Source organism: Bacillus sp. SSR7, from assembly GCF_055902415.1.
This window is the reverse complement of the sequence record NZ_JBVVXV010000001.1, coordinates 423,983-448,669: the sequence shown is the minus strand read 5'-3', so window position 1 is coordinate 448,669 and position 24,687 is coordinate 423,983. Positions and strand designations below refer to the sequence as shown.

At 32.7% G+C, this 24,687-nt stretch carries 17 protein-coding genes and 6 pseudogenes; 19 read left to right on the top strand and 4 right to left on the bottom strand.

Annotated elements, in window-relative coordinates:
• Positions 1–91: 91 nt before the first annotated feature.
• Both AC0NJG_RS02330 and AC0NJG_RS02325 read left to right on the top strand, forming a co-directional pair.
• Positions 92–733, top strand: a complete 642-nt coding sequence (locus AC0NJG_RS02330; RefSeq protein ID WP_063547308.1) for a GIY-YIG nuclease family protein — start codon at positions 92–94, stop codon at positions 731–733.
• A gap of 166 nt (positions 734–899) precedes the next feature.
• A complete protein-coding gene (locus AC0NJG_RS02325; RefSeq protein ID WP_000897404.1) occupies positions 900–1,088 on the top strand; it encodes a small, acid-soluble spore protein, alpha/beta type in 189 nt (62 codons plus the stop codon).
• 751 nt (positions 1,089–1,839) lie between these two features.
• Here AC0NJG_RS02325 and AC0NJG_RS02320 read toward each other — a convergent pair.
• On the bottom strand, positions 1,840–1,968 hold the full coding sequence (locus AC0NJG_RS02320) for a peptidase (RefSeq protein WP_087996869.1): 129 nt from the start codon (positions 1,966–1,968) through the stop codon (positions 1,840–1,842).
• A 429-nt stretch (positions 1,969–2,397) separates the two neighbouring features.
• On the opposite strand from AC0NJG_RS02320, the gene AC0NJG_RS02315 reads away from it, so the two are divergent.
• The 8 genes and pseudogenes from AC0NJG_RS02315 to AC0NJG_RS02280 all read left to right on the top strand — a co-directional run bounded on the left by AC0NJG_RS02315 (position 2,398) and on the right by AC0NJG_RS02280 (position 15,466).
• Positions 2,398–3,627: a helix-turn-helix domain-containing protein gene (locus AC0NJG_RS02315; RefSeq protein WP_063547309.1), complete on the top strand. Its 1,230-nt coding sequence runs from the start codon at positions 2,398–2,400 to the stop codon at positions 3,625–3,627.
• 1,377 nt (positions 3,628–5,004) lie between these two features.
• Positions 5,005–6,324, top strand: coding sequence for a hemolytic enterotoxin HBL lytic component L2 (gene hblC / locus AC0NJG_RS02310; protein WP_000850152.1), 1,320 nt, complete (start codon positions 5,005–5,007; stop codon positions 6,322–6,324).
• A 61-nt stretch (positions 6,325–6,385) separates the two neighbouring features.
• A complete protein-coding gene (gene hblD / locus AC0NJG_RS02305; protein ID WP_000714435.1) occupies positions 6,386–7,606 on the top strand; it encodes a hemolytic enterotoxin HBL lytic component L1 in 1,221 nt (406 codons plus the stop codon).
• A gap of 36 nt (positions 7,607–7,642) precedes the next feature.
• A complete protein-coding gene (gene hblA / locus AC0NJG_RS02300) occupies positions 7,643–8,770 on the top strand; it encodes a hemolysin BL binding component B (protein WP_000591969.1) in 1,128 nt (375 codons plus the stop codon).
• Positions 8,771–9,145: 375 nt separating this feature from the next.
• Positions 9,146–10,546 (top strand): hemolysin BL regulatory component HblB, encoded by a 1,401-nt coding sequence (gene hblB, locus AC0NJG_RS02295; protein ID WP_474062811.1) that lies wholly within the window; start codon positions 9,146–9,148, stop codon positions 10,544–10,546.
• 679 nt (positions 10,547–11,225) lie between these two features.
• On the top strand, positions 11,226–13,631 hold the full coding sequence (locus AC0NJG_RS02290; protein ID WP_474062810.1) for a PAS domain S-box protein: 2,406 nt from the start codon (positions 11,226–11,228) through the stop codon (positions 13,629–13,631).
• 378 nt (positions 13,632–14,009) lie between these two features.
• Positions 14,010–14,557 (top strand): annotated as a pseudogene (locus AC0NJG_RS02285) (spore germination protein); the annotation flags it as partial.
• A 126-nt stretch (positions 14,558–14,683) separates the two neighbouring features.
• On the top strand, positions 14,684–15,466 hold the full coding sequence (locus AC0NJG_RS02280; RefSeq protein WP_474062809.1) for an alpha/beta fold hydrolase: 783 nt from the start codon (positions 14,684–14,686) through the stop codon (positions 15,464–15,466).
• Between the two features lie 270 nt (positions 15,467–15,736).
• Here AC0NJG_RS02280 and AC0NJG_RS02275 read toward each other — a convergent pair whose 3' ends face one another.
• Entirely contained in the window at positions 15,737–16,312 is a 576-nt protein-coding gene (locus AC0NJG_RS02275) for a peptidase M56 (protein WP_474062878.1), read from the bottom strand.
• 162 nt (positions 16,313–16,474) lie between these two features.
• On the opposite strand from AC0NJG_RS02275, the gene AC0NJG_RS02270 reads away from it, so the two are divergent.
• From AC0NJG_RS02270 to AC0NJG_RS02235, 8 genes and pseudogenes are all read left to right on the top strand, one after another.
• Positions 16,475–16,999, top strand: a complete 525-nt coding sequence (locus AC0NJG_RS02270; protein WP_087996876.1) for a DUF6843 domain-containing protein — start codon at positions 16,475–16,477, stop codon at positions 16,997–16,999.
• A 28-nt stretch (positions 17,000–17,027) separates the two neighbouring features.
• Positions 17,028–17,108, top strand: a pseudogene (locus tag AC0NJG_RS02265) (DUF2187 domain-containing protein); the annotation flags it as partial.
• A 288-nt stretch (positions 17,109–17,396) separates the two neighbouring features.
• Complete coding sequence (locus tag AC0NJG_RS02260; protein WP_000354585.1) at positions 17,397–17,570, top strand: hypothetical protein; 174 nt, start codon at positions 17,397–17,399, stop codon at positions 17,568–17,570.
• A 175-nt stretch (positions 17,571–17,745) separates the two neighbouring features.
• Positions 17,746–18,009 carry a transcriptional regulator SplA gene (locus tag AC0NJG_RS02255; protein ID WP_000396091.1) on the top strand — a complete coding sequence of 88 codons (264 nt, stop codon included), beginning with the start codon at positions 17,746–17,748 and terminating at the stop codon, positions 18,007–18,009.
• Entirely contained in the window at positions 18,006–19,034 is a 1,029-nt protein-coding gene (gene splB / locus AC0NJG_RS02250) for a spore photoproduct lyase (RefSeq protein WP_087996879.1), read from the top strand. The genes AC0NJG_RS02255 and splB overlap by 4 nt, the downstream gene beginning before the upstream one ends.
• 531 nt (positions 19,035–19,565) lie before the next feature.
• Positions 19,566–21,035, top strand: a complete 1,470-nt coding sequence (gene gad / locus AC0NJG_RS02245) for a glutamate decarboxylase (protein ID WP_474062808.1) — start codon at positions 19,566–19,568, stop codon at positions 21,033–21,035.
• A 653-nt stretch (positions 21,036–21,688) separates the two neighbouring features.
• Positions 21,689–21,769, top strand: a pseudogene (locus AC0NJG_RS02240) (Ger(x)C family spore germination C-terminal domain-containing protein); the annotation flags it as partial.
• Positions 21,750–21,815 (top strand): annotated as a pseudogene (locus AC0NJG_RS02235) (HXXEE domain-containing protein); the annotation flags it as partial. The pseudogenes AC0NJG_RS02240 and AC0NJG_RS02235, both read left to right, overlap by 20 nt.
• 240 nt (positions 21,816–22,055) lie before the next feature.
• Here AC0NJG_RS02235 and AC0NJG_RS02230 read toward each other — a convergent pair.
• Positions 22,056–23,003 carry a Rieske 2Fe-2S domain-containing protein gene (locus AC0NJG_RS02230; RefSeq protein WP_474062807.1) on the bottom strand — a complete coding sequence of 316 codons (948 nt, stop codon included), beginning with the start codon at positions 23,001–23,003 and terminating at the stop codon, positions 22,056–22,058.
• 217 nt (positions 23,004–23,220) lie between these two features.
• Positions 23,221–23,993 (bottom strand): annotated as a pseudogene (locus AC0NJG_RS02225) (polysaccharide deacetylase family protein).
• 81 nt (positions 23,994–24,074) lie between these two features.
• Between AC0NJG_RS02225 and AC0NJG_RS02220 the strand changes: the two are divergent.
• Positions 24,075–24,398 (top strand): annotated as a pseudogene (locus AC0NJG_RS02220) (lipoprotein BA_5634 family protein); the annotation flags it as partial.
• Between the last annotated feature and the right edge of the window lie 289 nt (positions 24,399–24,687).

The window sequence follows — 24,687 nt, the reverse complement described above, 5'->3', positions numbered from 1 at the left end:
GAGATAAAATAAGAGATGCTAGGGCAGCTAAGTACTTTTTTAGAAACCTTGCTTGTTTTTTACGATTTAAAACTGCTAAGGAGAGAGAATTATGAGTGAATTGCATTTTATGAGTATAGAAGAATTGGATAATAAATTGAAAAAATCTGACAGTGGTATTTATTTCATTAAAGACTATAATGACAATATTATTTATGTAGGCAAGGCTTTTAGTATAAAAAGTAGAGTATTAGCTCATTTTAATAGTTATTCCAATATTGAGGAATATGTACATTTATTTAATAAAGTAGCGTATCTCATTGAAGATAGTTTGTTAAAACGCTCATTGTTACAAGTTACTTACATGATTAAATATAAACCAGTATTAAACAAAGAAGTACAAAAAGAATTCCCAGAGTTGTATACTCAATACATTAAGCAGACAAATAAAAAATCCATGTTGTTAGAAATTGATGAAGCTAAAGAAAAAAGGGATGAGTTAAAGAATAAATTAGTAAAATTAGTGGGTGGAAAAACTATGTTTTATGACATAATTTCTCTGTTAAACAATGGGTATAACTATCATGTCCTCGCAAAAGTATTGAGCATAGAACTTCAAACTTTAATTATAATAAAAGAACACCGAAATAAATTCCCGATACCACATAATTATAAGAGGACAATAAAACATCAAGATATAATGTATGCTTTATCTGGAAAAAAGAATTTAAGTACTTCAAGGTTAAACACTTAACTTTAAAATAGTAAATTCGTTGCTTTTGTAGCTTTTATTGTTATATTGAAATGCAATGTACATTCGTGTTTCAAATTTAATTGGTGGAATAAGGGGAGGGAAAGGGTTCCTATAAAAACACTGGAATAAATTAGGTTACTTGTGCGTAAATAGCATAATTAGGCACATGTTATTTATAAATATTCAAAGATACGAAAGTAATACAAATGAAATTCTTATTTCTGCTACTACAAGTACTATTGAGCAAATGAAGTATGAAATTGCTTTTGAACTAAGAGTCACACTGGGACCTGATACATCACATCATCTGCAAATGGTTCGGATCGGTGGAGAGATTACAAAACGCTTAGTTTGAATGGCTGAAAAACAGTTAACAGGTCAATACAGATTACACTAAGAAAATAATCCGTATATATACGGATTATTTTTCCTTTAATTTACAAAAAAATAAATTTCGAAATTGAAAAAACCTCTCAGATTCCTTTGTAATAATCTTTTTTAGTTGTGTTAATGACATAGGTATTGAAAGGCGATAAATTCGATACGAACAATGTATAAGCCCTTAAAAGGGTTTTGGTGTTATTTATAATTTTAATTCCATAATACTTAAGCCGATATAATAAAATGTTTTATGTCTAAATCGATATAAAGGAATAGTTTTTAAGTGATATTTCTTTTTTATAGAATAAGCAAAACCTGATATTGTAGTAATTATTGTTTTGAGGTCAATTTACTGTGCACCTTGGTTATTGAAGTTTTTTGTTGATTAACAACTATTGTATTTGGAAATTATTAATAAGTTTATCTCGCTATTTGCCGGGCAGTAAGACCCCCACCTCAAAATTCAGCGGAAGCAAAGAAGTTAGGTGGGAGTCTTACTGCCCGTAAAAGCCCGATTGGTGTGGGCTAATAATCAGTGGGGGATGAACAAAACCCCCACTGATTAAAGTTTCACTTTATGTGATGCGGTAATAAAACTATCTAGTTTGCTATTTTTAGTATTTGTAAAGTCCATATATATTTTCCTCTTTTGTGGAAAGTAAAACTAATGTTGCGACCAGTAATATAGTGTCATTTTTTTGAATATTCCATTCGTTTTTTTATGTTTAGTTGAGTACTTGAATTTCCTCCACCTTGTACTTTTCAAAGCATAGTGCTTCAAAAATAACCGTATCGCTTTCATCTGTTTCCAATTTCAAAACTTCTTTATTATCTTTTTTTAAAATTTGGAGCAAAATAGTTTTTCAGTTTCATATTTAAATTAGCAGTATTTATTTTTTGAATTCAATTTGTATAAGTGATTGAATTGGAACTTTGACTGTTGTTTCTTGCGGTGGTACAGTATCTCCTGTTACTTTCGCTGTATTTTAAATCTTTTTCCAGCTTGGTCCTCGCATTGACTACCACTGTATTTTGTAGTACTTCACTGTTTTCTCAAGTTCAATAATTATATCTTGTAGAATTAAGAAAAGAACTTAACTTATTTCATTTACTTATCTACTCTGATGTTTAGATGCTAACTACAATTAAATAATATATGATTTTTATAAAAAAGATATAGTAATATTTTGTTGTGAATTGTACTAATTTGATATTTTATAGTATTATTTGTCGTGAATTATATCTAACAGAATATATTTTATGGATCTATAAAGGAGAATGTAATGAATACTTCTATCGATATACAACACTTGTGTGATCTTGCACATAAAGCATTTAATGCCCCTGTACATATTTTATCTGCAGACAGAAAAATTTTATATCATTCTACATCTGATAATGTTTGTAGTCCTTTTTATTCTTCAAAAGAAGAACATCTTAGTGATATTTATCAAGAAAACGATCCCTTTAACTTGCCACTTTTTCGAAGTAACAACTATCTTGAAAATTTTGTTCTAATTCATATAGAAAATCATGATGATATTAAAGGGACTATTATAATCGGTCCTACTATACATCCAAAAGATTCAGATGATATGATCATAAAATTTCAGAAAGAATTTAAATCAAATGATAACATTCAAGAAAGACTTGCCTATTATCAGTGTTTATCTGAGATTAAAAAAACTACATTAATTGATATGGGAATTTTATTACATTACATGATTTTCAATGAAAAGTTAGATGTAGATATTGTCTTGGAAAAAAATAAAGTACTAGAGGAAATTCCTAATAAAAATGTGAAACCTGATTTATATATTTTAAAACGCCGACAAAACAAACCTAAAACGCACAATATGGCATTAGTAAATGATTTCTTTTCGACTATTAAAGAAGGCAATAAAAAAAAGTTAATACAGTATATGTATGCGGTTTCGCAAGAAGATGTTGAACTTATGCTAATAGAGGATCCGCTCAGGAATCAAAAAAATCTTGGGATTATTGCGATTACCTTAGCCACTCGATATGCAATAGAAGGAAACCTGCCACCAGATATTGCTTTTGCTCATAGTATTTTATATATACAAACCCTGGAACAATTAGATAATGTAGAATCTGTAAAGCGATTGTCAGGGGATGCTTTACGTACTTTTGCAGATCGTGTGAAAGAATACAATGCAAAAAAGTATTCTTACGCGGTTACTACATGTATAAAACATATTAATAAAAATGTTTACGATGGAATATCTCTGAATGAACTTGCTAATCATTTAGAAATTACGCCTACTTATCTGTCTAAACTATTTAAAAAAGAAATGGGAATTACTTTAAGCGAATATATTCAAAGGGAACGAGTAGAAGAAGCAAAGAAATTATTAACACTCACTACTTATTCGTTATCAGATATCTGTGCTTGGCTTAACTTTAATGACCAAAGTTATTTTATAAGAGTTTTCAAAAAAATCACTAGCATGACTCCTAGGCAGTACCGTGAAAAATATACAATAATATAAGTTTGTTATCTACTGTCTCCAATGTAAAGACTTAAACATGGGTGTAAGTATCCAAAAAGATGAAAATACTGAACTACCTGATATTATCTTGTTAGCGGAACAGTTTCAATTTTTATAACAATCATGTGCTGAATTTATAGGTATAGTTTTATTTTTGATAAACACTAGTCTGACGTCAGCTCAAACAAATAGCTCTTGAAGATTTGATAAACACATATGTGAGCAAAAGCTCAATGGAAATGTTTGTACCGTACAGTTAACTTGAAAAATACACTAACCGTTATTTTGCTAAAGAAAACAAAAAGACAGAAGGCTGCAAAGTGTTTCAAGTAAGCTTTGCAGCTTTTTTGTAATTTAAAACCTACGTTTATAACGAAGATAAGTTTATAGGCTAATATCTTCATATTATATATTTATTAATAAAAATATTAGGGTTTTTTGTAAAAAAATCAACAATATAACATATATTACTAAATATATCTACATTTTATGCAATTATACATAACTAAATAAAGGTAAAAAAGTATAAAAAGACCTATTATATTATTCTATAAGTATTTTTTCTAAAATAAAATTTCTTGGTTGAGCGAAAATAGTTATTTTTAACCGTATACACATTAATTTGTAATCATTACAATTACAGAAATGAAATTTACGAATAACTATATTTATATAATTTTTTTCGGGACATATTTTTATTTAACAGTAAATTATCGAGCTTAATCGACAAAATTTTTCTATTTACGCATTAAAAATTTAATGTTTTAATGAACAACATAACTGGTATGACCAGACAGAAAGGAGAAGGTTACGCTAATAGGAATTATAGTGAAGTTGTAAGTAACATTATGTCGAAAATAATTTTCCGAATAGTAAATTTATTTACAAGAGGTTAAGAATCAAATTTGTAATAAACGTGTTCTAAGTTTCTGCATAACAAAAGTGAAGTTATTCCGCAATAAAAGTATAAGCGATGTACAGTATAATTTCACCTTTTGTTGTCTAGTAAGGAGTTTGCTGACAAAACTGAGAGTTATATTAGGGAATTTTAATTAAACAATGTTATGACAAGATTAACTGTAAGTAGTGGTATATTGATTCTCGCGGTTCTGTAAGTTAAAACGCAATTCTAGGGAAGAATTAATAATTTACTATTCATAGGGTGCTTGATTCAAATATAGTTAACAAATTTTTTATGTTTGAAAAAATAGAGTATCGAAATGAGAGATAAGTAAAATCCTTACATCCTATTAGAAGTAAAAAATAACGATATTACCCTATCTGAAAGATTTCTCCTTCCAAGCCAGTTTACAAAGAGAGAGGTCGTACAAGTTATATGAATTAAGTTATAAAAACAATGGTAAAGGAGTGTACGGAATGAAAACTAAAATAATTACAGGATTATTAGTCACATCCATTGTAACTGGAGGAAATATTCCTATCAATACTCTTGCAACACCAATCGTTCAAGCGGAAACTCAACAGGAAGGCATGGATATTTCCTCTTCATTACGAAAATTAGGTGCGCAATCTAAATTAATCCAAACGTATATTGATCAATCTTTAATGAGTCCTAATGTACAGTTAGAGGAAGTCACAGCTTTAAATACAAATCAATTCCTAATCAAACAAGATATGAAGGAATGGTCATCGGAACTCTATCCACAGTTAATTCTATTAAATTCAAAAAGTAAAGGATTTGTAACAAAATTTAATAGCTATTACCCGACATTAAAATCGTTTGTAGACAATAAAGAAGATAGAGAAGGGTTTTCGGATAGACTTGAAGTACTTCAAGAAATGGCTATGACGAATCAAGAAAATACGCAACGGCAAATCAATGAATTAACAGATCTTAAATTACAACTTGATAAAAAATTAAAAGATTTTGATACCAATGTGGCAACTGCTCAAGGCATACTAAGTACAGATGGAACAGGAAAAATAGATCAGTTAAAAAATGAAATATTAAATACCAAAAAAGCAATTCAAAATGATTTACAGCAAATTGCATTAATACCAGGGGCTTTAAATGAACAGGGATTTGCTATATTCAAAGAAGTTTATAGTCTTTCAAAAGAAATTATTGAACCAGCTGCTCAAGCAGGGGTGGCAGCGTATAACAAAGGAAAAGAAATTAACAACTCTATTCTAGAAGCTGAGAAAAAAGCAGTGCAAGAAGCAACAGAGCAAGGTAAAACTGCTCTAGAGATTGAATCAGCAAAAAAAGCAGCTCGTGAAGCAATTGAGAAAAGCAAACAAGGTGAAATAGCAGCCGCAGCCGCAGCAAAAACACAAGAGTATGACCTGATGAAGGTCATTGATACCGAAAAGATTAAGAAAACATTTGGCGTTTTTGCTGAAGTAAATAAATTAACAGCAGAACAGCGAGCATATTTAGATGATTTAGAGAAACAAAATCAAAAAATATATGATTTAACAACGAAATTATCAATAGCTGATTTACAAAAATCAATGCTTCTTCTTACACAAAATGATTTGCATACGTTTGCAAATCAAGTAGATGTAGAACTTGATCTACTAAAGCGCTATAAAGAAGATTTAAATCTAATAAAAAATAGCATTACAAAATTATCTACTAATGTTGATACAACTAACGAGCAGTCTCAAAAAGATACATTAAGACAATTAAAAAATGTAATAAGTTACCTTGAAGAACAAGTATATAAATTTTGATATTGCGTTTTTTCAGAATTCATAAAGATTATAAGCATTTAGCGAAAGAAGGAGAATAGTCATGAAAAAATTTCCATTCAAAGTACTAACTTTAGCTACATTAGCAACTGTTATAACTGCTACTACCGGTAACACTATTCATGCATTTGCACAAGAAACGACCGCTCAAGAACAAAAAGTAGGCAATTATGCATTAGGCCCCGAAGGACTGAAGAAAGCATTGGCTGAAACAGGGTCTCATATTCTAGTAATGGATTTATACGCAAAAACAATGATTAAGCAACCAAATGTAAATTTATCTAATATCGATTTAGGGTCAGAGGGCGGAGAGTTGCTCAAAAATATTCACCTTAATCAAGAGCTGTCACGAATCAATGCGAATTACTGGTTAGATACAGCGAAGCCACAGATTCAAAAAACTGCTCGTAATATTGTAAATTACGATGAACAATTTCAAAATTATTACGACACATTAGTAGAAACTGTACAAAAGAAAGATAAGGCAGGTCTAAAAGAGGGTATAAATGATTTAATTACTACAATCAATACAAATTCAAAAGAAGTTACAGATGTGATTAAGATGCTACAAGACTTCAAAGGGAAACTATATCAAAATTCTACAGATTTTAAAAATAATGTTGGTGGTCCGGATGGGAAAGGTGGATTAACTGCAATATTAGCAGGTCAACAGGCAACCATTCCACAACTTCAAGCTGAAATTGAGCAACTTCGTTCCACTCAGAAAAAACATTTTGATGATGTATTAGCATGGTCAATTGGTGGTGGATTGGGAGCAGCTATTTTAGTTATTGCAGCTATTGGAGGAGCGGTAGTTATTGTTGTAACTGGCGGTACAGCAACACCGGCTGTTGTTGGTGGACTCTCGGCTCTTGGCGCAGCTGGTATCGGTCTAGGAACTGCGGCTGGTGTCACAGCATCTAAGCATATGGACTCCTATAATGAAATTTCTAACAAAATCGGAGAATTAAGTATGAAGGCAGATCGTGCTAATCAAGCAGTTCTTTCGCTTACTAACGCGAAAGAAACATTGGCATATTTATACCAGACTGTAGATCAAGCGATATTGTCTCTAACAAATATTCAAAAGCAATGGAATACAATGGGCGCAAATTATACAGATTTATTGGATAATATCGATTCTATGCAAGACCACAAATTCTCTTTAATACCAGATGATTTAAAAGCCGCTAAAGAAAGTTGGAATGATATTCATAAAGATGCAGAATTCATTTCAAAAGATATTGCTTTTAAACAGGAGTAGAACTGAAATTTAAAACCTAAATTGGAGGAAAATGAAATGATAAAAAAAATCCCTTACAAATTACTCGCTGTATCGACGCTATTAACTATTACAACTGCTAATGTAGTTTCACCAGTAACAACTTTTGCAAGTGAAATTGAACAAACGAACAATGGAGATACGGCTCTTTCTGCAAATGAAGCGAGAATGAAAGAGACCTTGCAAAAGGCTGGATTATTTGCAAAATCTATGAATGCCTATTCTTATATGTTAATTAAGAATCCTGATGTGAATTTTGAGGGAATTACCATTAATGGATATGTAGATTTACCTGGTAGAATCGTACAAGATCAAAAGAATGCAAGGGCACATGCCGTTACTTGGGATACGAAAGTAAAAAAACAGCTTTTAGATACATTGAATGGTATTGTTGAATACGATACAACATTTGATAATTATTATGAAACAATGATAGAGGCGATTAATACAGGGGATGGAGAAACTTTAAAAGAAGGGATTACAGATTTACGAGGTGAAATTCAACAAAATCAAAAGTATGCACAACAACTAATAGAAGAATTAACTAAATTAAGAGACTCTATTGGACACGATGTTAGAGCATTTGGAAGTAATAAAGAGCTCTTGCAATCAATTTTAAAAAATCAAGGTGCAGATGTTGATGCCGATCAAAAGCGTCTAGAAGAAGTATTAGGATCAGTAAACTATTATAAACAATTAGAATCTGATGGGTTTAATGTAATGAAGGGCGCTATTTTGGGTCTACCAATAATTGGCGGTATTATAGTGGGAGTAGCAAGGGATAATTTAGGTAAGTTAGAGCCTTTATTAGCAGAATTACGTCAGACCGTTGATTATAAAGTAACCTTAAATCGTGTAGTTGGAGTTGCTTACAGTAATATTAATGAAATGCACAAGGCGCTTGATGATGCTATTAACGCTCTTACTTATATGTCCACGCAGTGGCATGATTTAGATTCTCAATATTCGGGCGTTCTAGGGCATATTGAGAATGCAGCTCAAAAAGCCGATCAAAATAAATTTAAATTCTTAAAACCTAATTTAAATGCAGCGAAAGACAGTTGGAAAACATTACGAACAGATGCTGTTACATTAAAAGAAGGAATAAAGGAATTAAAAGTGGAAACTGTTACTCCACAAAAATAGGGAAATATTAATTCTGTTGTAAAGTGAACTAAAACATAGAAAGTCTATGATTACACTGTTAAACAGAAAAGTAATAATTAATAAATCCTTATATAACAGAAAGGCGGAGTCTCATTAAAGACTTCGCCTTTCAATTATATATAAGTATGATTCAAATATAAAATAACCTTGTAGTTTAATTGCTTTTTTAAAATTTGCAACAGAATTGGTTAATTTGAAGCAGATTATATACATTTTCTTTACTACTTAATAATTTGAAGGCTGCTAAAGAAAGTTCAAACGATACTGATAAAAGATGTAGAACTCATTTTGAAAGACATCGCTTTTTAATAAGATTAGAACTTGAAACCATACCTTATATAGGAGGAATACGAAATGATGAAAAAAATCCCTAATAAACTACTCGCTGTATCAGCGTTTTTAACTATAACAACTACTTATGCAGTCATACCACTAGAAACTTTTGCAATTGAAATTGAACAAACGAACACTGAAAATATGTCTCTTTCAGCAAATGAAGAACAGATGAAAAAAGCTTTGCAAGATGCTGGTTTATTTGCAAAAGCTATGAATGAATATTCTTATTTGCTAATTAATAATCCAGATGTGAGTTTTGAAGGAATAACTATTAATGGAAATGCAGATTTACCTAGTAAAATTGTACAAGATCAAAAGAATGCAAGAGCACATGCTGTTACATGGAATACACAAGTAAAAAAACAGCTTTTTGATACATTGACAGGCATTATAGAATACGATACAAAATTTGAAAATTATTATGAAACATTAGTAGAGGCGATCAATACTGAAAATGGAGATACTTTAAAAAAGGGGATTACAGATTTACAGGGAGGAATTCAACAAAATCAAAAGTCTGCAAAAGCATTAATAGAAGAATTAATTCAATTAAAAAATGCTATTGGAGAAGATGTTAGAACATTTGGAAGTCATAAAGAGACATTGCAATCGATTTTAAAAAACCAAGGTGCTGATGTGGAGGCTGACCAAAAGCGTCTAGAGGACCTTTTAGGACAAGTAAAATATCAGAAAGACATAGAATCTAAGGGGTTAGACATGGTGAAAATCCCCTTTATTCCAACCTTGATTGCTGGTGGCATAATGATAGGTGATGCAAGAGGTAAGTTAGGTTGGCTAGAACCTGAATTAGCAAAATTGCGTCAGACTGTAGATTATAAAATAACATTGAATCGTGTAGTTGGAGTTGCATTTCATAATATTAGTGATATGCATAGTATGCTTGATAGTGCTATCACTGCTCTTACTTATATGTCTACGCAATGGGAGGATTTAGATTCTCAATATTCGGGTGTACTGGGACATATTGATAAAGCTGATCAAAAAGTTGATCAAAATAAATATAAATTCTTAACCCCTAGCTTGAATGCAGCGAAAAACAGTTGGAAAACATTAAAAACAGATGTTGTCACTTTGCAAGAAGGGATAAAAATTGCAGAGAAAAAAGAACAGGATTTTTTGAATCAGCTTCGTCCATCAAACATTTTCTACTTTTATAAAAAAATTCATAACGCATACACTTTTGAAATAAAGACTGGAACAAATGCGCCAAATGCGTCTTATAAAGTTATGAATTTAACTAAAAACACTGTTCATAATATGTGGAGTGGGGGGGCTAATACTAGCATGTGGGCTGATTGGCTTTCATTCAATCCAAATGATGAATTTGCGGTAGTAGCAGTAGTGGATGGTAAAGAATATGTTGTGTATAAAGACAAAGTACAAAATATAATGAACTGAATCTGAAAGTAACGAAGTAATTGGAGCTGGAGAATAAACTAGACACCAAGTTAATTGAAAAATCTCCTTATATCCTAGAATATTTTGCTCAAGAAAAAGAATTTGTTCAGCGAAAAAGTAAATATTGAACCCAAGGAGTTAGTTGTATTATGTGTATGGTTTTACCGAAAGGTTTCAAGTACATTACTCATACAATTATGTAGTTATCCTGAAGCATCTATAGGTGTTCTTATCGAACTTGAAGAACTACTTAGCTTTCTAAGGGGAGTAATTTTATGCAAAATTAAGTGAACGTTTTTGTACATAGATTAGTTGACATTCATATAGATTTTTTCCATTTTCATAGATAGTTTTGTTTTTTATGTTATTTTTCAAAAATTACTGCTGAAATTTCTATATTCATGACTCAGCATATAATCATTGTTCCATGAAATGACATACCACGTCCCTTAAAGTTTCAGACATATTACGATAACTTAAAGAAAAAAGATAATAGTAGTCAACGGTTACTATTATCTTTTTTTAACTATTTTTCATTAAAATATCTCATCTGCTGTGCTCCTTATTTACTTTTCTAGATTTTATCCTAGTTTAAAATTTATGCATTTGAACTGTTTATACAATTTGTAGGATTTTTAGCTTTTTTGTCGAATACACTTAATGCAAGGAGGGACATTACATGATTATTAAAGATTATTTCATCAACCTTTCTATTTTTTCTTTATTAGTTAGCGCAGCAATATTTATTCAAGTGTTTACAAGTAATTCTAGTCGATATTTCGAAAAGCTCTATGGAGGGATTATTGCAGTTACGTTAATGTTCTTTTCTTTTCCATACATGGGATTTTCCTACGATCTTCGAGTTGTTCCTCTTATTCTATCTTTTATTTACTTTGGTCGTATTGCTGGTTGGATTACGTTAATTAGCATAATTGTAATGCGTATCTTTTACATTGGAGGGTATTGGGAACCCCCTGTGATTGCTTATTTATGTATGGGAATTCTATTTTCTACTTTTAAAACTTATTTTAAAAAACTACATCCTTTTAAAAGTGCATCTTTCTATTTTTCTGTTTTTATTGGAATAAAGTGGTTAGTTGGCGTATTATTTAATACTACATTACTTTACACAGGAGGCTTATTATATATAGCGTTAGGGCTTTTAATTGGGCTATTTCTTATGGAAGCCTACCAGAGATTGTATTATTTAACACAGGACTTATCTAAAATGAATCGAGAATTAAAAAAATCGAAGCAAGAACTTACAGATACCGTACATGAGCTTCAAGGAGGAATTTTTAAATTTAAAAAAGTGGGTAAGCACTTTATACACACTTTATGTGATGGACAGTTTTATTATCAAAACGGATTTTATTCTGAACAGGTGGTAGGAAAAAGCTTACGTACTATTGATGCTTCTATTGTTCCTCCACATTTAGTTCCACAATTGATGAAGTACTATCTTAAGGCATGGGAAGGAAAAGAAATTATATTTGAATTACCTTGGCCAAATGATAAAACTATTATTCTTATTGCGCTTAGGCCGATTAAACGAAATGGACAAGTTATTGAAGTTGTTGGTTCTACAGTTGATATAACCGAAAGGAAAAAGGTAGAATCAGAATTAAGCGCTACCAAAGAATTATTAGAATCATTTATAAAGCACAATCTAGATGCTATTACTATTTCTGATCGAGAAGGGCATATTTTACAAGCCAATAAAGCTTATGAAAAGATATTTGGGTGGTCATCGCAAGAAATCATAGGTAAGAGATTACCTTGTGTACCAGATTTTTTAATGGAAGAATCGCTTAAAAATATTCAGAAAATTCTAACGGGCGAATCTGTGGTTACTAGATTAGAAACTGTTAGACAACGGAGCGATGGGGGTCTTCTTGATGTCAGTCTGACAGTTTCTCCTATACTAGATGTAAGAGGGAATGTGATAGCTTTATCAGCAATTTGTAGAGACATCTCTGAAAGAAAACAAGCAGAAAGAGAGCGGCATCGATTACACCAGCAATTAAGAGATAGTGAAATGAAGTACCGTGCACTAATCGAACAAGCAACTGATGCGGTATATGTAGTAGAGCTGAATGAAGATAATGCTCCAAGTCGATTTATTGAGGTAAACCCTGTTGGGTGTAGAAGATTTGGGTATAGTAGAGAAGAGTTGCTCTCCTTATCATTTTCAAATATAGTACCACAAGATTCTCAAATAATCGTAAGGTTATTAGAAAAAATTAAAAAAGGACAAACTTCCTTCACTTTGCAAGATGAATATGTTTTTCCAACAGGAAAAATAATAACAACTGAGTTTAGTGTTCGTGTTTTTAACTTAAATGGTAAAAAAGTTTTCCTAAGTATTTCTCGTGATATCACTGAACGGCTAAAAACAGAAGAATTATTACGAAAATCTGAAAAACTTGCTGTTGTAGGACAATTAGCGACTGTAATGGCTCATGAGATTAATAATCCATTAACTGCAATGAAAGGGTTCATGCAATTACTAAAATCAACGGAAAATGAGAATAATCAGGGTTATATTAATATAGTATCATCAGAGATTGAGCGTATAGAGAGCATTACAACTGAATTTATGGCGGTAGCCAAACCACAGGTGGTAAAAATACAACCTAATGATATTAGTGTGCTAATGGATCAAGTTTTAATGCTACTACAACCTCAAGCAATGATGAATAATATAAAAATTAGAATCGACCTTAACCCTGGTATTCCATTGATTTCATGTGAAGGAAATCAATTAAAACAAGTATTTGTTAATATATTAAAAAATGCAATTGAATCTATGCCGATGGGAGGGGAAATTCTGATTCAATTAAATATACTTGATAATAATCAATTAAGCATTCGTTTTATCGATCAAGGGTGTGGGATTCCAAAAGAACGTATACCATACCTCGGAGAACCTTTTTATAGTATTAAAGAAGAGGGGATTGGCTTAGGGTTAATGATTTGTTATAAAATCATTGAAACACATCAGGGAAAGGTATTTATTGAGAGTGAAGTGAATAAGGGGACTATAGTTGAAGTCACTCTCCCTATTTGCACACTTCAAAATTAATATATTCTTTTTACTGAAATTTTTTAAGAAACCATACAAAATGTAATGTAATGTTATTGACACTTAATGAAATAATAAAGAGAAGAACACTGGTAAAATGTACCCTATAGAATAGACACTTGAAAAATCCTGTTATAAAAACAACCTTTCTTTAGTACCAATACCAAAAGAAAGGTTGTTTTTAATATCGTAATTCCACTTAAAACATTTCTAATTTTTACTTGTAATACATTTTTTAACTAATTTTGGTTAAGTTATTTTCAAAGGCTTTATTATTAATTCAATAAGTATATTTATATATCACCATCCCTAATTTTAAAAATAGCAATTTCCTGAAAACTATATATAGTTTCTTTCTGAAAGGAAGGGTATTATCAATTGAAACCACATGAAAGAATATCTGTTTACTCTATAGAATCTTTGCAGGATTTAATGAAATTACTAAAAAACCTAAAGATTTTATAACGTTGGAAATTGCTTCTAATAATTCCGCTATAGTCATTTCATATTTTAGAACATTAATCGATGTAAATATATTTCATGAAGAGGTTTTGACTTATATAAAAAAGAAGAGCTTCGATTCGTTACAAGATACTCAGTCTGTCTTACCCTTTGAGAATTCAAAAATAACAAATCAAATGGAAGATATTCAGGATAGTATTTTAAATGGCTATATACTTATTCAGTTCGATACAGATAAATTAAATTGTTTGTTAGTAAATGTGTCAAAGAAAGAAAAAAGAGATATTACAAAAGCTGAAATTGAATACAATATTGTGGGTCCGCAAATCGCATTTGTCCAAGATTTAGATGTAAATTTAAATTTAGTACGTAGAAAGCTTCCAACACCTTATTTACAAATGGAGGAATTGAAAGTAGGATCTCTCTCTAACACAACTGTTGCGATTGTATATGTAACGCGAATTTCATGAATCCTTATTTGTAGTCGAACTGGTCCTTAGGGCAATTTAGAGTAGACTTGAAACAGCATAGATTCTCTTAAGCTGAATATCTTATTGTAGAGGCAATCTTTATTACATGGGGGAGTCTGCATGGGATACTTAATACCTGTTGAATCTGATGTAAGAATTTTTGTAGAAGATATAAATCCGAAAGGTAAGAAAATAATACTTTTTATACATGGGTGGCCATTAAACCATAAGCAATTCGAATATCAGTACAATGTACTTCCAGCAATGGGATATCGATGTATAGGAATTGATTGGAGGGGGTACGGCAATTCAGACAAACCATACAGTGGATACAATTTTGATAGATTGGCAGATGATATAGCAGTAGTAATTAAAGCGTTACAGCTTAAAGATGTCACACTAGCAGGACACTCCACAGGTGGTGCAATTTCGATTCGTTATATGGCTCGTTATCAAGGATTTGGAGTATCCAAATTAGTCCTAATTGGTGCTGCATCTCCAACTAGTGTGGAAAAAGGGATTGCGAATAAGTTCATTACAGACACACTGAACGATCGCCCTAATATGTTGCAGGGGGTAACAGATCAATTTTTCTTTCAGAAAATCACTGGACCATTTTTCGAATGGTTTCTACAGTTAGGATTGGAAGCGGCTAGTTGGTCGACAGCTGCGATTATGAGAACATTGAGAGATGAAAATGTGTATAGCGATCTTGGTAAAATAAATGTACAGACGCTAATTATTCACGGTATTCACGATAAAATTGTTCCATTTACTAAGGGAGAAGAGACGCAAAAATTATTGGAAAATGCACAACTTGTACCTTTTCAATTCAGTGGTCACGGCACATTCTGGGAAGAGCGGGAAAAGTTTAACCAGGTTTTAATCCAATTTATTGGATAATAAAATACACTATGTAATATGTACGTAGGCTAAATAGTAAGTAATAAAAGGAACGCACTTGATTAAAAACTCTATTCTGAGAGTTCCCTTTATTTTCAGCTATTCACTTCATCCAAAGTTGTATGAGAAGGGGAGCAGGATTATTTCTTCTTCAGACATTCAAAAATATGAACTTCTGATTATAGTAAAAATAAACCTTACTGATACACAATTACTAAAGATATAAACTTTATTTTTTTGTATAATATTCGATTTTGAATATTTTATTTGTTATCTATCTTGTCTCTTATTACTTGTATCTTCCAGCCACTTAGAAACAGATTCTTGCATACGAGATTCTAATGATTGAATCGTTTCATTTGAGATAGTGAGTGCTTGATCCGCATATTTTTTCGGGAACATGTTGCGCAAAGTAGGTTCATTTTCAGTACCATCTCCTGGTTCACGGTAATCTTCAATGATGTAATCATCCCCATTTTTTATGACTGTCACACGGACTGGAAGTAAATGTCCTGCTTGAGAAACTGTCTGTGTTTCGCGGTCGTATCCTTGCATGAGGGAATGAAGGTAGACATACATTTTTTCATCCTTCATTTCAGTTCCATAGATTACATGCGTCTCAAATTGTTTTTCTGTATGATTTAATTTGTCTTGGTTCCAGGCAATGACACTTTCTGAAATAAGGGATTCTAATTTGTTGTTTAGCGGAATCTCCGTTACATCCTTTGCATCATTTTGGACAGAATCACCCCCTGTTGCCATGAAAACGAGTATGACAATGCTTACGGTAATCATTATCTTTCTCAAAATCTTATTTTCATATGTTAATGCAAAACGTCTGCTCATTAATTCACTCCATTTCTCTTCATGCCAATCATCCACTGACATCAATCATTTATATGACAATAGTAAAATTGACTTCAAACTAGAAACTTATTCTATCCAAAGAAATATATTGAATTATATAATACATATTATACCATTCTTATACATAACCGGAGAGACTCTATGAGAATAGTTATCATGTATTGCGGGATCTTTATTATAATTCTTTTAAGCGGTTGTGTCCGATTCGGAAAAGACACTACAGATACCATTTATCTCATTCCAGAAGCATACAAAGGAGACCTTTTGGTTCTATATAATGTTCCAGGAGCTGAGTTGTTGCCAGAAGAAGATGGGTTTCGTGTTGTTACTTTTTCTACAGACGGGACCGCAGTGACATCAACAGTTAATATGAAATATGGAGAAGTCAATGACACATATTACACGGTTAACAAGGAAGGTAAGCGCACCAAACTTGACGAAAGCTGTATACACGTTGGTTCAAATGGAGGCACTACTGAAAACATTGGTAAAGAAAATGAGCATACATTCTCATACGCGAAATTGGAAGTCACACCTAGTGCATGCTCACAAATCTTCTCATCATACGGGAGAGAAGTTCCAGAAAATCAAGAACACCCTGCAGAGAATAAGCTGAGGGACTTACTAGCTCATGTAAAAGAGAAGTATATGAAAGTGAAGGGCTAAATTTTAAAATTCTAAAAAAGGTGAATGGATGGATGATGTTAGGCAAGTTGTAAAGCATGGTTATTATAATAAAGTGGTTCATAGGCAAATAAAGAATAGTGTTTCATAAAAAAAGTGCTCCTATATAAATGTAGGAGCACTTTTTTATGGAGAGAATTTCCACAAAGAATTTTTTTGTCTGAGGTATACAATTTTTATATGCAAATACGTTTTGAAGATATTTTCTTATTTGTTAATTAATAATTTTTTCAATCTTTATAGCTGTTATGGATTTAAAATATTATTCATAAAAATTTTACATAATTTTATTGAAAAGAAAAATACTAATACTTGTTTTAATACTTTACTTCGAGTTATTAAAACAAATTTACTAACTACGAAACAAGGAGGCATCACTGTGGACATTCGTGAAGGATTAATTCCAACAGCTTTAGGTACAGCAGTGACAGCAGCAGGTTATGCTCTTAAACAAACTCGTGGAACTAATAAAATGATTGCAAATACAGTATTTGGTTTTGGTTTAGCACACGTCGTTTTAGGTGTAATCGATCTTGTTGAACATCGTCGTTAGAACGAAAGGCAAGCATTGATATATGCTTGCCTTTTTGGGAGTACATTTATTATTCATTTTTCAAAATATGTTTGTATGACGTAATCATTATCAATGTAATTAAATAGTTACACTACAAGGAAATTAGAAAGTAAAACTGTGAGCATTGAATTTTATGAAATGAGATGGTGATGGAATGGAATTTTCTTCTGAAAGTAATACGTATCATGCTGGTGACATTGTTTATATTTTTTACCGAAATCCTCATACTCAAGACGTAGCTAACATACAAGCTGCAGCAGTTGTAAATAATCCTGAAAGACCTAATGAATTAGCGCTATTTCTTTACGAAACGTATTATCCACTAACAAATGAGATGGCTATATATGCTACCGAAGATGAGGCAAACCAAGCTTACACTTACTATTATGGTGATATTTCAGAGGGGATGTTAGAATGAATAAGCCATTTATGCCTAAGCTCGTATATTTTGAACCGAAAGCACTAGATTATCCTTTGGGGAAAGAGCTGTTTGAGAAGTTTTCAAAGATGGATGTTGAAATTCGACATACTACTTCTCATAATCAAGTAAGAGATTTGCCAGGGGATAACGATTTTCAAAAGTATCGAGTAGCAAAATCCACGCTGGTTGTTGGTGTTAGAAAAACACTGAAATTCGATACTTCCAAGCCTTCAGCAGAGTATGCAATTCCTTTTGCAACGGGATGTATGGGACATTGTCATTATTGTTATTTACAAACAACGATGGGAAGTAAGCCTTATATACGAACGTATGTAAATGTTGAAGAAATTTTAGAAGCTGCTGATAAATACATGAAAGAGCGTGCACCTGAAGTAACAAGATTTGAAGCGTCGTGTACTTCAGATATTGTAGGAATCGATTATTTAACGCATACCCTTAAACGGGCCATTGAGCATTTTGGAGAATCTGAATATGGGAAATTGAGATTTGTTACGAAATTCCACCATGTAGATCATTTACTTGATGCTAAACATAATGGAAAAACAAGGTTTCGCTTTAGTGTAAACGCTGATTATGTGATTAAAAACTTTGAACCAGGAACTTCTCCCTTAGCGAAACGAATTGAGGCAGCAGGAAAAGTAGCTAGAGCTGGATATCCTCTTGGTTTCATTGTAGCTCCTATTTACCTGCATGAAGGCTGGAAGGAAGGATACTATCATATGTTTGAACGCCTAAATGCTGAATTACCTCTTGATGCACGGGATGATATTACATTTGAATTTATTCAACACCGTTTTACAAAGCCAGCTAAAAGGGTTATTGAAAAAAACTACCCAATGACAAAATTAGAATTAGATGAAGAGAAAAGAAGGTATAAATGGGGGAAATATGGAATCGGAAAATACATTTATCAGAAAGAAGAAGAAGAGGATATAAAAAACTATCTGTATTCCTATATGAAACAGTTCTTTCCTAATGCAAAACTAGAATATTTTACATAAAAGAAAAAAACAAAATTTATTACATCATCAATCTAAAAATTACTCACTCAGAAAGTGATATTGGTCAACAATTCGCTAATAACTCATTTGAAAAATTTATATACGAAAGTCTTTTATGTAAAAATATGTTTCATTATGAGCTGAATCCCAACAGTTAAATAGAAAAATAAAGCGGTTGTATGAATATAAGTCCGGTATTGTACCGGGCTCATTCTTTTTAACGGTGCATCAATTATTTTGTGAATATAATTATCTCAATCTCGCTTAAAATGTTCCATATTCTCAAATTCTTTGAAGTGATAGTTTTTTAGTTATTCACATTTGTAATGTAGTCTTAGAAATTTTAGAAAATCACATTCACATATTCAATGTTTTTATTATAATATAAATCGATTTCTATTTTATAATCACAAACTATATTTCTTTAATTTGAATGGTGGCAGTACCTTTTAATAGAATTTCCTCCTTGGTTTAACAAATATATTTTTGTAAATAATATATTTGTTAAACCATTAATTAAGGGGGACTAGTATGCCGCAGGATCGAAAAGAAGAAGTTCAAAACGATACATATGAAGAAAAAGAGATTATGCCAGATAATCCACAATATCTACCGCGTCATGTGCAAATGGAGCTGCCTCCCGAATTTTCTATAAATCCTCTGTTTGCCCGCAAAGGAGAATCAGTCGTTCCGCGATTTAACATGCCTGATGAAGGCATGTTACCAGAAACAGCGTATCAAATCGTCCATGATGAAATTACTCTAGATGGCAATGCACGCTTGAATCTTGCAACGTTCGTTAGCACCTGGATGGAGCCTACCGCAGAGCGGCTATATGCTAAATCATTTGATAAGAACATGATTGATAAGGATGAATATCCACAGACAGCTGAAATTGAGGAGCGGTGTGTTCGCATTTTAGCCAATCTCTGGCATTCCCCTAGCCCCCTTACAACTATGGGCGTTTCAACAACTGGATCGTCGGAAGCATGTATGCTCGGGGGGCTTGCGTTAAAGAGACGCTGGCAAAATGCACGCAAAAGAGAGGGGAAGTCGGTGGATCGGCCTAATATTGTGTTTAGTTCTGCTGTTCAAGTCGTTTGGAAAAAATTCGCGAACTATTGGGAGGTTGAACCACGCTATGTAAAGGTTAGCCCTGAGCATTCCCGATTGGATCCTCAGGGGGTCATTGCAGCCGTGGATGAAAATACGATTGGTGTGGTACCGATTCTCGGTGAGACTTATACCGGACGTTACGAACCGGTTGCTGCCATTGCAAAAGCGTTGGACGATTTACAGGAGAGGACGGGACTTGACATTCCTATGCATGTGGATGCGGCTTCGGGCGGATTTATAGCCCCGTTTCTTCAACCAGATTTAGTCTGGGATTTTCAATTGCCGAGGGTAAAGTCCATCAATGTATCCGGACATAAATATGGATTAGTCTATCCTGGATTGGGTTGGATAATTTGGAGGGAAGCGGATGATCTCCCTGAGGATCTAATCTTCCGCGTCTCCTATTTAGGCGGCAACATGCCAACTTTTGCCCTGAATTTTTCACGTCCTGGTGCACAAGTACTCCTGCAATATTACAATTACCTGCGTTTGGGGAAAAGGGGGTACTATGATGTCCAAAGGGCTTCTCAGAAAGTCGCTCTTTTTCTTAGCAAGGCGATTCAAAAGATGGAACCTTTCGAACTTTTGTCCGATGGTTCGGATATACCGGTTTTCGCTTGGCGACTGAAAAATGGTCACACATCAAACTGGAATCTTTATGATTTATCTCGACAATTGCGTGTGTTCGGTTGGCAAGTACCTGCCTATCCATTGCCTCCAGATCTAGAAGCGGTGACGATTATGCGCGTTGTGGTTCGAAATGGATTTTCCGTGGATCTCGCGCATTTATTTTTGAGAAACCTCAAACAGGCTGTTGCCTTTTTGGATTCCCTGGATGGGCCTATGCCTCATGATACGAAATATGATAATGGGTTTCATCACTAATTGGGGGTAGCTCCCGTCGTCGTTAAGTTGAGCTCAACACCCATAACTTTTCGAGCTATTCACTGGGAAGCGGTACAGAAAAGCTGATGGTTTCAACCAAGGGATACATGATGATAGGTGATGAACAAATTGATGCCAGAGGGCTTTACAATATCAAATCATACGCCCGGTTTGCAGAAATCTATTGGCTTTTTTTCTAATTTCGAAAGATGGCTTGAATTACATAGAGTTAATGAAGAACTATCTGTCATAAACCGAATGAAACATTTGAATTCTATTCAGATTGCCTCCTGTGAACACCTTTTTGATTAAATTTTTTTGAAAATGGATTTTTACATTTGCTATTAAAAAAGGCTTAAAGCACTTTTTTATCAATTTTTATTTCAAAGCTAAATGGACCTCTACGGTTATCATTCAAAGGAGTGAACAGTCGATTCACTCCTTACTTTTATTATTCCCTACTGAAATTTTTCAAGAACTTTCTGGTCAATGAGGACATGTAACGTTCCTTGATTCAAATTGCAACGATTCTGGTCTGGAGGGAAGGACTGTCGCTTTCCAGACTACTGTGGTTCGCCAGCTCAAACGCGGATTTCGGGATGATTCCTATGCTGAGGCTGCCTTTCGAACAAGTCTCGTGGATCAGCTGGTCGAATCAGCTGATTACATATGAAATTCATAAGTTACACCGAAAAATAAAGGTTTTTACTGAAAATAATACAAAGAGGAAATATGTTACTGAAAAGTAAGGAGACAAATCATTACTTTTCTAAAGAGTAATTAGGTCCGTACAATGACGCATTAAAGTGATTCATAAGGGATGCTGGATGCTAAGAGAGTGAAAATGAATTAAAAAAGAAAGGTGCGTAGGCGCCTTTCTTTTTTGAAGGGAATTTTTGTTATGAGTTAGTACAAAATTGGGTTCAGGGGGTACTATAAAATTTTAGCTTGATGGCAATGGGGGAGCAACCACGTCTATCAACGTCACTACACCTATATTTAATACTGGGTTACGTACCTTTAATCAAGTGAAAAACAAGACTCATTTTGTAAAAATTGAAACCAACGTTTTCTAAACTGAACTTGAGCCATATCTGCATGAACATGGGCCTCCATTTTTAAAGCTTCTGGTATAGGCCTAGGATGTTGACTTTCTACAATAATTTGATCCTCTTTTAGTACTCTTAAACTAAATTTAGCTAAAATTTGGTCTAGTAAAGGGAAGTACTTTAAAAATGTCCTTCCGGTATATCCCATAATTAATGTCTCTTCTTCATCAATTGGTGTAAATGTAATGTACTGAATAAATGACTCTTTCTCCTGTTTGCCACTGTGAAGCATCCATTGATGTGGGAATTTGTATTCAAGGTAAGCATCGCCATTTGAGAATATAAACTGATCCAGTGTTCCCTCCAGCTTATAATTGGTTGAATCAGCTTTTGTTTTTCTACCAATCGTTTTTTTATGTACATAAGCAAGGTGAGCAATATCCAGCACAGATTCGATTGATCGAGTAAGGTGTGCATTCCAAGTGGCGTGGAAGGAAGAGAGTTTAAAAGGAGTGTTCTCCATTACATGAAAAGTTTTCCATTCAGGTGGAGTTTCCTCACTATTAGGGTATATCCAAATCAATCCAATCTTTTCTTTTACAGGGTATGAGAAGGTATGAGCAAATTTCGGGATAGGTTTATTGGGTTGGGATGGAATTCTTACACAAGTACCACAACTATCGAACTCCCAACCATGGTAGGGACAGACTAGTTTACCATTTACTACTTGTCCCAGTGATAAGTCAGCGCCACGATGAGGGCAGTAAGGTGATAGAGCCTGAACTTCGCCTTTTTGATCCCGATATAATACAAAATCTTTGCCAGCAACTCTTTTTTTTACTGGAATCTTTTTTATATCTTTTGAATAACTCACAGCATACCAATTACGTGGGAATACTCTATTTATATTTAGAGTCATTTATTTTCTCCTTCTTTTTTATTTACCTAGTAGATATTAATGGTATCTACTGCATACTGTCTATTCTATGCTATAAAATATTTTAAATGTTCGTTTAAAATTAAGAAATCTACAGTTTGATCAAATAATTATGAAAGCCTGTATACTCTCTCTAAATGTAACAAAAATGACTATAGTACAATAGATTTTAAAAAGAAGAAAGTAAACAAACCCAGATTCACTGATAAATAGGATCAAAAAGAGAGGGGATTATTTTTATGGAACGATACAGCATTTCAGATACGGTGACACATGTATAACCATTGTTTTTAAGGTGGATCAGGATGTTTTCTAATGCTTCAACTGTCTGAGATGTCTCAGAAAATTCGCTACCATTCCAATCATGAAGTAGAATGATATTTCCAGGCTGTACTCCTTTTATGATATGCTTTGAAATTTTGCTAGCTGCTGGACTCCTCCAATCTTGGGGATCCTGATACCACGATCACAAGATTACAAGTTTTCCGTTTTGTATGGCTGTATTAATAATTAAATCATTATGTAGCTCTCCAACAGGACGATACAGAGTTGGCTTATAACCAGTAATTTTCTTGATAACTTCATCCGTTTGATTTAATTCTGATGTTAATTTAGCTGCAGTAATGTTTTTATTATAAATGTGATTATAAGTATGATTAGCAATTTCGTGTCCTTCTTTTACCTCCCTTATTATAATAGCGGGGAATCTTTTACCTTTATTACCTGCTACGAAAAAGGTTGCTTTTGCCTTGTATTTGGCTAATATATCAAGTATTTGAGGTGTGAAAACAGGATGAGGACCGTCATCAAATGTTAGTGCAACTATTTTTTCTCTTGTATTTACTTCCAAAATTACCTTCCCTGTTTTTTCATTTGCCATACTACTATCTGTAAAAGCATATATGGATATTGGCTTGGAACAAAGAGAAATTATAAAAAAATGAGGAATATCGAATTTTTTTCAAAACTAATACACTCCTATGAGATACAAATAAGTTTAGTTTATGGAGTTATTACTAAATTATTTAATAAAAAATTTTTAAATGGTAGCTTGCAAATAAAGAATATAAAGACTTGAAAGAACTAACTTTTGATCAGAAAAAAATGAATGTTCAATATGAAGGGGATGTATGGCTATCTCCGCATCGTGGTGGATCCAACGTAATCCTATTAATTGTAGAGGATACATTATTCAAAGAAATAAATGGGAAAGAAAAAACTAGACAGATTCTATCTTTTAATAAATCTTTTGGAAATCTTAATTTAGTCAATCAAGGGAAAGCACCAGAATTAAGCAAGGAAATAGATAAAGTGAATACGGCGTTAGGTACTGAGGACAAGAGAGCCGTGAATTTTATAAATATTACAGAAAATTAAAAATAGTCTATATGGGTAGAATCGCATCACCATTAGATCAAGAAAAATAAATCTAATTATTAACGGCTCGAAGTGATGAAAATAACACTTATACCCTAAGTGATTTTTGATATTTATTGATATAGAATCCTTATTATTAGGATTCTATTTTTTGTTTCAAAATATCTATAAAGAAAAAGGTGAAATCGGCGAAAACGAACTAAAAGGTATTTTAAATGAATTTTTCAAAACACCACTAATAATGATAACGTTTGCTAAATATAGATGTTCCTTAAGCTTGTAAGAAGCT

What these genes read in the sequence shown, in the direction of transcription:
- AC0NJG_RS02280 (WP_474062809.1), top strand. Translation starts at nt 14,684, where the DNA reads ATGGGATACTTAATACCTGTTGAATCTGATGTAAGAATTTTTGTAGAA.
- AC0NJG_RS02255 (WP_000396091.1), top strand. Translation starts at nt 17,746, where the DNA reads ATGGAATTTTCTTCTGAAAGTAATACGTATCATGCTGGTGACATTGTT.
- hblA (WP_000591969.1), top strand. Translation starts at nt 7,643, where the DNA reads ATGATAAAAAAAATCCCTTACAAATTACTCGCTGTATCGACGCTATTA.
- AC0NJG_RS02230 (WP_474062807.1), bottom strand. Translation starts at nt 23,003, where the DNA reads ATGACTCTAAATATAAATAGAGTATTCCCACGTAATTGGTATGCTGTG.
- AC0NJG_RS02270 (WP_087996876.1), top strand. Translation starts at nt 16,475, where the DNA reads ATGAGAATAGTTATCATGTATTGCGGGATCTTTATTATAATTCTTTTA.
- gad (WP_474062808.1), top strand. Translation starts at nt 19,566, where the DNA reads ATGCCGCAGGATCGAAAAGAAGAAGTTCAAAACGATACATATGAAGAA.
- AC0NJG_RS02315 (WP_063547309.1), top strand. Translation starts at nt 2,398, where the DNA reads ATGAATACTTCTATCGATATACAACACTTGTGTGATCTTGCACATAAA.
- hblD (WP_000714435.1), top strand. Translation starts at nt 6,386, where the DNA reads ATGAAAAAATTTCCATTCAAAGTACTAACTTTAGCTACATTAGCAACT.
- hblB (WP_474062811.1), top strand. Translation starts at nt 9,146, where the DNA reads ATGATGAAAAAAATCCCTAATAAACTACTCGCTGTATCAGCGTTTTTA.
- AC0NJG_RS02290 (WP_474062810.1), top strand. Translation starts at nt 11,226, where the DNA reads ATGATTATTAAAGATTATTTCATCAACCTTTCTATTTTTTCTTTATTA.
- splB (WP_087996879.1), top strand. Translation starts at nt 18,006, where the DNA reads ATGAATAAGCCATTTATGCCTAAGCTCGTATATTTTGAACCGAAAGCA.
- AC0NJG_RS02275 (WP_474062878.1), bottom strand. Translation starts at nt 16,312, where the DNA reads ATGAGCAGACGTTTTGCATTAACATATGAAAATAAGATTTTGAGAAAG.
- hblC (WP_000850152.1), top strand. Translation starts at nt 5,005, where the DNA reads ATGAAAACTAAAATAATTACAGGATTATTAGTCACATCCATTGTAACT.
- AC0NJG_RS02330 (WP_063547308.1), top strand. Translation starts at nt 92, where the DNA reads ATGAGTGAATTGCATTTTATGAGTATAGAAGAATTGGATAATAAATTG.
- AC0NJG_RS02325 (WP_000897404.1), top strand. Translation starts at nt 900, where the DNA reads ATGTTATTTATAAATATTCAAAGATACGAAAGTAATACAAATGAAATT.